Here is a 9,390-nt window from a genome sequence, read left to right on the forward strand (position 1 = left end):
GGCACCGCTATAGTAGTGGCTCAGCGGATCCCGGCCAACAGGCTCCGGGCGGTTTGCTTGAGCGGCTCATCGCCCTCCTTGAGCAGCTCGTTGAGCAGTTCGATGGCGCTGTCCAGGTCGCCATCATCGATGCAGGTCTGGGCTTGTTCCAGTTTACCGGCATTGCTCGGCTCGACAGGCTCCAAGGTCAGGGAGTCAAGCTCCAAGGACTGACCGGGATCGCTGAACTCATCGAGAAAGTCGTCGCTCAGCGCCTGTGAGTCCGGTTCGGCGACCCACTCAAGCTCTGGCTCATCCAGCGTGGGCTCTTCAGGCATCTCGAATACCTCGGGCAACACGTGCAGATTCGAGGTGAACGCCGGCTCTACGGCCTTGGGTGATTCGTCTGAAGGTTTAGCGTTGTCGAAAGGGCTGATCAGGTCCCAGCTGGAATCCATGGACAGGTCATCCAGATTCAACTGGAACTCGTCGGCAGGTGCCGCTTGCGTGGAAGCGATGACTGCGACGGCTGCCGCTGGTGCCGCTGGTGCCGCTGGTGCCGCTGGTGCCGCATTGCTCAGTTTCGGGTGGCGGGCGCGGATGTCCTCAAGCTTTTTTTCGTCGAGCCCGCCGTCACGCAGGTTTTTTTCCTGTGCGTCATAGGCGGGAACATCCCCCTGTTTGCCGAGGATTTCCAGCAGTTGCACGCCCAGATCCGTGCGCTGCGGTTCCTTGACCAATGCTTCTCGCAACAACCCTGCGGCTTCGGAAAAACGGCCATACGCCAGGTAGATGCCGACCCCTTCGAGCACATCGCCTGTCGGCGCCTCTTCACGATGATCCGGAGCGGGTTTCAGCATGGGCTGTTGCACCGACGGGTGCGCCGCACGCTCAAGCCCCGGCTCCTGTTTCAAGGGTGAAACGGGCAAAACGGGCGAAGGCTCGGGTAACGCCTGAACCTGCTGGCGTTGACGTCGAACAAACAGCCCCAGCAATACCAGCGCGATCAGCGCCAGCAAGCCGATAATCAGCGGCCAATGGCTGGCCTCGGGCTCTTCAACAACGACGGGGGCAGGTGCCACCGCTACCGGAGTCACCGGCGGCGCCTGATTGACCTCCGACAGCCGGGTTTGCAGTTCGCTCACCTGTTTCTTCTGACCGGCGATCTGTTCATCCTGAGCCTGAAGCTTTGCATTCAACTCATCGATGGTTTTTTGCAGCTGCTGGTTTTGCAACACGCTGGCGGCCAGTTGTTCGGCGGCAGGATCGGTGGCAGGTTGCACGACGGCCGGCGCCGGTGCGGACTTCTTCGCCGCCGGTGCCGGCGCAGTGGCCGGTTTGACGCTCGGGAATGGAGAGTTCTGTGGGCTGGCGGCAGGTTCGTCTTCTGCCGGCACGATCCCCGGTGAACCCGGCGGATCGATCAGCACCGTGTACTCGCGCAGCAAGCGCCCATTGGGCTGATTGAGCTGCACCAGGAAATTCAGGAAAGGTTCATTGACCGGTTTGTTGGAGGTCACCCGGATCAGGCTGCGATTGCCCCGCAGGACCGGCGTGAACTTCAGGTCGTTGAGGAAGAACACCCGATCGACGCCGGCGCGGGTGAATTCCTCCGCTGTCGCCAGGCTGATCGAGAGTTCGCCCTCCTCCAGCCCGCCGACATCGACCAGGGCAATGTCAGCGCGCAACGGCTGATTCAACGCGGAATGAAGGGTAATGTCGCCCAATCCCAGCGCAGGGGCCAATGCCGAGTAAGTGACAGCACCACCGACCAGAAGCAGCCTGGCGCAACACTTCAATACAACGTGCCAACTCTCGAGCATGAGCATCCCTTAGATAACCAGAACCAACCTGTACGCGTTCGCACATCCGGTACGAACACGATATTGCCTAGTAGTTCTTTATAGTCTGCCCAACGGGGTATCTCAAAAAGCTGGCGCGTGGTTATGCCTCAAGATTTTTCCAGGTTGGCCAGAATGTGCCCGTGGACCCGCATGCACACCTTCAAATCCGCCTCATCGACGCCGTCGAACAGTTCGCGGCGCAGTTGAGTGGCAATGGTTTCAATTTGTTCGATCAGAGGACGGGCCGGAGCACAGAGGACGATTTTTTTCGCCCGGCGGTCTTCCAGCACGGATTGGCGCTGGACCAGACCCTGGGTTTCCAGGCTGTCGAGCAACCGGGCCAGGGTCGGCCCTTCGACGCCGACGCTTTGCGCCAGTTCACGCTGGGTCGGTGCTTCTTCGAAGCGCGCCAGGTGCAGCAGCACCAGCCAGCGCGCCTGGGACAGACCCAGGCCAGCCAGACGGCGATCCAGTTCGGCACGCCAGCCGCGCGACATCTGGGCCAGTTGCATGCCAAAACGGTGTTGATCGGTTAACGGCATAAAAAACTCATGATTAGACTGAAAATAGAGAAAAACTAATTATTAGTCAGCTAAGCATGACCGTTGGCTTGAGGCAAGGTCTGGTCTGTAGTGAATCGTTACATCACTGTAACAGGTCATTTAAACCTCGAATTCGGATTGCAGCGCCGCCCGAACGCAGTACAAGACACCTTCCGGCACTCGCCCGGCGAACAGCGCGGCAATCTCCGACACTGGCGGCAACTCGCCCTCGCCATCGAGGAAGGCATCCTGAACTTCGCCCATCAATTCTTCGGGCAGGTCCAGCGCTTGTTCCAGCGACAACTGCTGCTTGCCGATGGCCTCGGCAAGCATGGTGTAGACATTCTTTTCCGAGCATTGCAGCTGACCGGCGATCTGCAGCGGCGTCATGCCTGCGCGAGCGAGGGTGATCAACTCGTGGCGCACGTCGGCAACGACTTTCGGTGCCTCGACCTGACCGCCCAGCACTTCGAGGAAGGCTTCGCCGTAACGTTCTAGCTTGCGTGCGCCGACGCCGCTGACCGTGGCCATTTCCGCCAGAGAGGTTGGCTGGCTGCGGAGCATTTCCAACAGTGTCGAGTCGGGGAAGATGACATAAGGCGGCACGCCATGTTCCTCGGCGAGCTTGCGACGCAAGGCACGCAAGGCTTCCCACTGTTCGCGTTCTTCGCCACGAACCAGCTGACTCGCCTGGCTCTTGCTGCTTTTGGCGGTGGTCTGCGGCTTGAGGTCGCGGCGCAGTTCCAGGGTCACTTCGCCCTTGAGCAGCGGCCGGCACGTATCGCTCAGGCGCAGGCCGCCGTAGCCTTCGAGGTCAATGTCTGCCAGGCCACGGGCCACCAGCTGGCGGAACAGGGAGCGCCATTCGCTCTCGCCCATGGCCTTGCCAACGCCATACACCGACAGGTGTTGATGGCCGAAGCTGCGGATCTTTTCGTTGTCCTTGCCCAGCAGCACGTCCACCAGATGCCCGACGCCATAACGCTGGCCGGTGCGGTAGATTGCCGAGAGCGCCTGACGGGCCGGCTCGGTGGCGTCCCAAGTCTGCACGCCATCGACGCAGTTGTCGCAATGGCCGCACGGCTCGGGCATGTCTTCGTCGAAGTAGGCCAGCAAGGTTTGCCGACGGCAGCGGGTTTCTTCGCAGAGCGAGAGCATGGCATCGAGCTTGTGTTGCTCCAGACGCTTGTGGCGCTCATCGCCTTCGGAGTTTTGCAGCATCTGCTTGAGCATCACCACATCTTGCAGGCCGTAAGCCATCCAGGCATCCGCCGGCAGACCATCACGGCCGCCGCGACCGGTTTCCTGGTAGTACGCCTCAAGGGATTTCGGCAAATCGAGGTGGGCGACAAAGCGCACGTTGGGCTTGTCGATGCCCATGCCGAACGCCACGGTGGCGACCATGATCAGCCCTTCTTCGTTGAGGAAGCGCTTCTGGTGATGGGCCCGGGTGTCGTTGGGCAAACCGGCGTGGTACGGCAGCGCCGGAAAACCTTGCTCACTGAGGAACACTGCAACTTCGTCGACTTTCTTGCGCGACAGGCAATAGACGATACCGGCATCGCTGCGGCGCTCGGCAAGGAACGCCAGCAACTGCTTGCGCGGCTGCTCCTTGGGTACGATGCGGTAGAAAATGTTCGGACGGTCGAAGCTCGAGAGAAAGCGCTCAGCGTTCTGCAGATGCAAACGGTCGACGATTTCTTCGCGGGTGCGCTTGTCGGCCGTGGCCGTCAGGGCAATACGCGGGACGTTGGGGAACAGCTCCGCCAACTGGCCCAGTTGCAGGTATTCGCGACGGAAGTCATGGCCCCATTGGGACACGCAGTGTGCTTCGTCGATGGCGAACAGGGCGATTTCAAGGCTTTGCAGGAAAGCCAGCATGCGTGGCTGGACCAGACGCTCGGGCGCCAGATACAGCATCTTCACTTCGCCGCGCTTGATCCGCGCGGCGAGATCACGCTGCTGCTCGGCGCTCAGGGTGGAGTTCAATGCGGCGGCGGCGACGCCGAGCTCTTCGAGGGTCGCGACCTGATCGTCCATCAGTGCGATCAACGGCGATACCACCACGGCCAGGCCTTCGCGCAGCAGCGCCGGCACCTGGAAGCACAAGGATTTGCCGCCGCCGGTAGGCATCAGCACCAAGGCGTCACCGCCACTGGCCACGCGCTCAATGATTGCACCCTGGCGGCCACGGAAACTGTCGTAGCCGAAGATGTCCTTGAGGACGCGTTGAGCCTGTTCGAGCATAAAAACTCCAAAAATCACCGAAACATCCCTGCAAGGCTGGTTCAGAACCACGCAGGCTGCACTGACAAATCGTAAGTGCGCATTGCATGACGCTTCACATTTCAGCCGCGACGCCAGCAGGGCATCACAAAACGCGCGAGTATACCCGAGGCCTCCCTTGCAAAGGGCACCGCTGAGAAGACACATAAGGACAAACACCGCACAACCTGTGGGAGCGAGCCTGCTCGCGATGGCGGCATGTCAGGCGATAAATGTATTGGATGTACCGACCTCATCGCGAGCAGGCTCGCTCCCACAGGGATTGCGGTGTTTGTGAGGTCCCAGCGTTGCAAATATCCCGCGCGGCTGGCCTGAGCGCTCAAGAAGGCCTAGAATTCCCGCATCTGTTAATTCCCCAAGGTAGCCCTTTAATGTCCTTCGCTGAGCAACTAACCCGTTTGCAAGTCTTCCTCGACGCCGACGAACTGCACGACGAGGCGCTGGACTACGTGGCCGCCCACGGCTACCTCACTGCGCTGTCGATCTGTTCCGAAGAGGTTCCGGATCGTGAATGGATCGACGCCCTCTTCGCCGAAGAGCCGCATTACTCCGACGACACCGAGCGTGAAGCGATCGAATCCACCCTGCTGGCCCTCAAGGCTCACATCGCGCGCCAACTGGCCTCCGATGAAGAGTTCGAGCTGCCTTGCGACCTGGACCTGGGCGAAGAGCCGGACGATTCCGACCTGCGCGGCTGGTGCATCGGTTTCATGGAAGGCGTGTTCCTGCGCGAAGCGGCCTGGTTCGAAACCGCCGAAGACGAAGTCAGCGAAATGCTGCTTCCGATCATGGTCGGTTCGGGTCTGTTCGACGAACAGCCTGAGTTCGAAGACATCGCCAAAGACGCCAATCTGATGGACGACATGATCGTGCAGATCCCGGAAGCCCTGACCGCGCTGTACCTGCTGTGCCAGGCGCCAGACGAAAAACCGGCGATCCTCAAGCCACGTCACCACTAAGGTTTTGCCTATGGACAACCCCATAGGCAACCGCTCCCTGATGTTGCGTTACGTGCTGCTAGCCATCGGCTGGCTGAGCGTAGCGCTGGGGGTGATCGGGATTTTCCTGCCGGTGTTGCCCACCACGCCCTTCCTGCTGCTGGCGGCCGCCTGTTTCGCCCGCAGTTCGCCACGTTTCTATCAATGGCTGGTGGGGCATCCACGGCTTGGCCCGTGGATTCGCGACTACCTTGACGGCAACGGCATCCCGCTCAAGGGCAAGGTCTACGCCATCGGCCTGATGTGGGTGAGCATCCTGTTCTCCTGCTACCTGGTGCCCCTGCCGTGGGCGCGAGGGGCCATGCTGACCAGCGCGGTGCTGGTGACGATCTACATCCTCAAACAGAAAACCCTGCAAAAGCCCTGAGCTTCTGTGGCAAGGGAGCTTGCTCCCGCTGGGTTGCGAAGCATCCCCAGAACCTCCCCCCAATTCTCCTGACAGACCTCATTGATTGGTTTGGCGACTGCTTCGCAGCCGAACGGGAGCAAGCGCCCTCGCCACAGGGTCCATCTGCCGACCCGACGATTAGTCCTGTCTTTTAAAGAACACCGCCTAGACTTCAGTCATCTGCACCCGAGCAGCCAGACATGTCCCGTCGATGGCGTAGTCCAGGAAGGTCAACGCTCCGACTTCGGCTCGGCGGATGGCTGCTGCTGGCCAGTTTTCTGCTGACCGGGCTCGGCAGCGTGTGGGCCAACTGGAACTTTACGCAGATCCTGCAAATCGCCGAAAAGCGCTACGGTCCGCTCGGCCCCGCCCAAGGAAGAATCGAGGCCTGGAGTCAAATGCTCAAAAGCGAACTCAACCAACCCGAGCGCGAACAACTGGACGCGGTCAATCGCTTCTTCAATCAACAGCTGAATTTTCAGGACGACACGCGCATCTGGCGCCAGACCGATTACTGGGCCACGCCGGAAGAATCCTTGATCAAGGGCGCCGCCGACTGCGAAGACTACGCCCTGGCGAAATATTTCAGCCTGCGCCAACTCGGGATTCCCAGCGAGAAACTGCGCATTACTTACGTCAAGGCACTGTCCCAAAACCAGGCGCACATGGTGCTGACCTTCTACAGCAGCCCCACGGCCGAGCCGCTGGTGCTCGACAACCTGATCGGCGAGATCCGCCCCGCCTCCCAACGCAAAGACCTGTTGCCGGTGTACGCCTTCAATGCCGAAGGCCTGTACTTGCCGGGGGCCAATGGCGGCAAACGCAGCAGCGACTCGAAGAAGTTGTCGCGTTGGCAAGACGTGTTGAAAAAGATGCAAGCCGAAGGGTTCGCCGTGGGCGAAGGCTAGCCGCCATCGCAAGGAGCGTTTTATGTCACTGCGCAAACAGTTGTTTCTCGCCATTTGCCTGTTCTTGCTGGTGGCCTTCAGCGGCAGTTTTTTTGTCAGCCTGGAAAGCTCCCGTGAACAGATGCTCGGCCAGTTGCGCTCCCACGCCCAGGACGCTGCCACCGCCTTGGGTTTATCGTTGACCGCGCAGATCGACGACCCGGCGATGACCGAATTGATGGTCAGCTCGATTTTCGACAGCGGCTATTTCCGCAGCATCCGCGTCGTCAATATCGTCGATGGACAAGTGCTGGTGGAGCGCAGCGCGCCGGCACAGATCGATGGCGTGCCCGGCTGGTTTGTGAGCCTGGTCAACCTGCGCCCGGAAGGTGGCGATGCCCTGGTCATGCGCGGTTGGGAACAGGTGGCGCGGGTCGAAGTGCTGAGCAATCCGCAGTTCGCCCTGGCCAAACTCTGGGACAGCACCCTCGGCAGCCTGATCTGGCTGTTGGTCTGCGGATTGCTCAGCGCCGTATTCGGTGGATGGTTGTTACGCCGGCAATTGCGCCCGCTCGACAAAATGGTCAGGCAGGCCGAAGCCATCAGCAAACGCGAGTTCCTCAGCCTGCCCAAATTGCCACGCACACCTGAACTGAGGCGTGTGGTGCTGGCCATGAATCAGATGGTCGAAAAGCTCAAGGCGCTGTTTTCCGAAGAAGCCACGCGCAGCGAAAAACTGCGCGCCGAGTCTTATCAGGACAGCCTCACCGGCCTGGCCAATCGACGCTTGCTGGATGAACAACTGGCCGACCATTTATTGGTTTCCGAGCAAAGCAGTGACGGCCATTTACTGATGCTGCGGATCAACGACCTGATCGGCCTCAACCAGCGCCTGGGCGGACTGCGCACCGACGGGCTGATCAGCGCCGTCGGCGAATTGCTCAAGCGTCTGACGCAGCTGCCTGAACGCCGTACCTGGCTGGCGGCGCGCAATCGTGGTGGTGAGTTCAGCCTGCTGACCCCCGGCCTGGACAGTACCGAAGCCGCCCGACTCGCCTCGGAAATCAGCGCCACCCTGGAAAATCTGCGCCTGACCGGTGCCAGCGATTGCATGCCCGTGGCGCATTTGGGCGTGGTCGCTTATCAGCCCGGCGAACCGGCCAGCGACGTCCTGCTGCGCCTCGATCAAGCACTGGCTCAGGCCCAGCAACATCCCGAACGGCCGTGGGTGCATCTGGCCCGCTCCGATACCGCGACGAACCACACCCAACACGACTGGCGCACCTGGATCGACGACGCCCTCACCGAGGGCAAAATGCAGCTGTATTTCCAACCCGTGGTGCAATGCGCCGACACCAGCCAGGTGCTGCACCACAAAGTCCTCGCGCGCCTGCTCGACCCGCAAGGCGAGGCCATCGCCGCCGGGCATTTCCTGCCGTGGATCGAGCGTCTCGGCTGGACCGCGCGGTTCGACCTGGCGATGCTCGAAGCCACCCTCGACTACCTCATCGTCAACCGCTGGCCCTTGGCGTTGAGCCTCTCCGGCAGCACCTTGCGCGACCCGGCGCAACTGCGACAAATCGTCGACATGCTCGAGTCACTGCCCGATCTGGCACCTCTGCTGACCCTGGAAATCGACGAACGCCAACTGCCGCCCCCCGATGAACTGCAACGCCTGAGCCACAGCCTGCTCGACACCGGTTATCGCATCGGCTTGCAGCACTTTGGCGGCAGCTTCAGCCAGATCGGCAACCTGACGCAGCTTGGATTGGCGTACTTGAAAATCGATGGGGCGTACATCCGCCACATTGATGAGCAGAGTGACAAGCGGGTGTTTATTGATGCGATCTACCGGGCGACCAACAGCATTGATTTGCCGTTGATTGCGGAGATGGTCGAGACCAAAGGCGAGCTCGAGGTGATTCGGGCGTTGGGGTTGTTCGGGGTCATGGGACGGTTGATCGGGCCGCCGGAGCCGATGTAGGCCGGTTAACGCCAATCCTGCTAATGCATTACCGCTTATCGGAAACAGGGACTTACCTGTTATTTCTGACAGTAGCCAACCGCACGGTCTAACACCTTAAATGACTCCGTCGCACATCCCCCCTCGACAGGAGTCTCCCCATGCTCGTGCAACCCGTCCGTCACCTTGTTTCCATGCTGCTGCGTGAACCAGAAATCCCCGGTGCCCGTCTACTGGACTCTTCCACTGACGTCTGGGCAATCAACCGCGCCGCCGCCCTGGACAACTTCCCCATCAACGGGCTCAAGGTCTACGTCCCGGCCTGGTCAAGCATGGGCAAAGGCGACAAGGTCGAGCTGCAGTTCGACGACCAGGTGGTCAATCAGCACATTATCACCGACGACGCCGAAGTCGGTCAGCGGGTGACCTTGTGGGTCGAACCCAGGCATTGGCTGACCGGGACGCACACGCTGGCTTACCGGGTGACCCGTTTCAATCAGGGT

The 9,390-nt window shown here is 60.7% G+C and carries 8 protein-coding genes; 5 read left to right on the plus strand and 3 right to left on the minus strand.

The genetic code is table 11. From position 1 onward, the window contains the following. Nucleotides 1–20: 20 nt before the first annotated feature. The 3 genes from FHL16_RS08530 to recQ form a co-directional block, all read right to left on the minus strand. A complete protein-coding gene (locus FHL16_RS08530) occupies nucleotides 21–1,802 on the minus strand; it encodes a FimV/HubP family polar landmark protein (RefSeq protein WP_077748025.1) in 1,782 nt (593 codons plus the stop codon). 128 nt (nucleotides 1,803–1,930) lie between these two features. Then, nucleotides 1,931–2,365 (minus strand): MarR family transcriptional regulator, encoded by a 435-nt coding sequence (locus FHL16_RS08535; protein WP_010461972.1) that lies wholly within the window; start codon nucleotides 2,363–2,365, stop codon nucleotides 1,931–1,933. 120 nt (nucleotides 2,366–2,485) lie between these two features. Beyond that, nucleotides 2,486–4,612 (minus strand): DNA helicase RecQ, encoded by a 2,127-nt coding sequence (gene recQ / locus FHL16_RS08540; RefSeq protein ID WP_010461973.1) that lies wholly within the window; start codon nucleotides 4,610–4,612, stop codon nucleotides 2,486–2,488. Between the two features lie 410 nt (nucleotides 4,613–5,022). Between recQ and FHL16_RS08545 the strand changes: the two genes are divergently transcribed. The 5 genes from FHL16_RS08545 to FHL16_RS08570 form a co-directional block, all read left to right on the plus strand. After that, a complete protein-coding gene (locus FHL16_RS08545) occupies nucleotides 5,023–5,610 on the plus strand; it encodes a UPF0149 family protein (protein WP_077748026.1) in 588 nt (195 codons plus the stop codon). A 10-nt stretch (nucleotides 5,611–5,620) separates the two neighbouring features. Next, complete coding sequence (locus FHL16_RS08550; protein ID WP_042932301.1) at nucleotides 5,621–6,016, plus strand: YbaN family protein; 396 nt, start codon at nucleotides 5,621–5,623, stop codon at nucleotides 6,014–6,016. A 221-nt stretch (nucleotides 6,017–6,237) separates the two neighbouring features. Next, on the plus strand, nucleotides 6,238–6,945 hold the full coding sequence (lapG, locus tag FHL16_RS08560; RefSeq protein WP_010461977.1) for a cysteine protease LapG: 708 nt from the start codon (nucleotides 6,238–6,240) through the stop codon (nucleotides 6,943–6,945). 22 nt (nucleotides 6,946–6,967) lie between these two features. After that, the gene (gene lapD, locus FHL16_RS08565) at nucleotides 6,968–8,908 is read left to right on the plus strand and encodes a cyclic di-GMP receptor LapD (protein ID WP_077748027.1); all 1,941 of its coding nucleotides are present in this window, start codon (nucleotides 6,968–6,970) and stop codon (nucleotides 8,906–8,908) included. 140 nt (nucleotides 8,909–9,048) lie between these two features. Next, the coding region (locus FHL16_RS08570; protein ID WP_138739025.1) for a hypothetical protein at nucleotides 9,049–9,390 on the plus strand (342 nt) is incomplete at its 3' end.

The sequence above is a fragment of the Pseudomonas sp. FSL W5-0299 genome, from assembly GCF_005930655.1.
GTDB classification, from domain to species: Bacteria; Pseudomonadota; Gammaproteobacteria; order Pseudomonadales; family Pseudomonadaceae; genus Aquipseudomonas; species Aquipseudomonas mandelii.

Coding starts and splice junctions, on each gene's coding strand:
- FHL16_RS08530 (WP_077748025.1), bottom strand. CDS start 1,802: ATGCTCGAGAGTTGGCACGTTGTATTGAAGTGTTGCGCCAGGCTGCTT.
- FHL16_RS08535 (WP_010461972.1), bottom strand. CDS start 2,365: ATGCCGTTAACCGATCAACACCGTTTTGGCATGCAACTGGCCCAGATG.
- recQ (WP_010461973.1), bottom strand. CDS start 4,612: ATGCTCGAACAGGCTCAACGCGTCCTCAAGGACATCTTCGGCTACGAC.
- FHL16_RS08545 (WP_077748026.1), top strand. CDS start 5,023: ATGTCCTTCGCTGAGCAACTAACCCGTTTGCAAGTCTTCCTCGACGCC.
- FHL16_RS08550 (WP_042932301.1), top strand. CDS start 5,621: ATGGACAACCCCATAGGCAACCGCTCCCTGATGTTGCGTTACGTGCTG.
- lapG (WP_010461977.1), top strand. CDS start 6,238: ATGTCCCGTCGATGGCGTAGTCCAGGAAGGTCAACGCTCCGACTTCGG.
- lapD (WP_077748027.1), top strand. CDS start 6,968: ATGTCACTGCGCAAACAGTTGTTTCTCGCCATTTGCCTGTTCTTGCTG.